At 50.2% G+C, this 203-nt stretch carries 1 rRNA gene; it reads right to left on the reverse strand.

The features are described from left to right. Nucleotides 1-203 (reverse strand): 23S ribosomal RNA (locus KI362_RS25475); the annotation flags it as partial.

The following is a 203-nucleotide window of genomic DNA, read 5'->3' on the forward strand; positions in this document are numbered from 1 at the left end:
CCTTCTCGGCTTAACCTTGCTTGCAAACGTAACTCGCCGGTTCATTCTACAAAAGGCACGCCATCACCCCTAAATTGGGCTCTGACTTCTTGTAAGCACACGGTTTCAGGTTCTCTTTCACTCCCCTTCCGGGGTGCTTTTCACCTTTCCCTCACGGTACTGCTTCACTATCGGTCGCTAGGGAGTATTTAGCCTTACCAGAT

It is taken from the genome of Paenibacillus apis (assembly GCF_018333295.1).
Classification (GTDB): Bacteria; Bacillota; Bacilli; order Paenibacillales; family Paenibacillaceae; genus Fontibacillus; species Fontibacillus antibioticophila.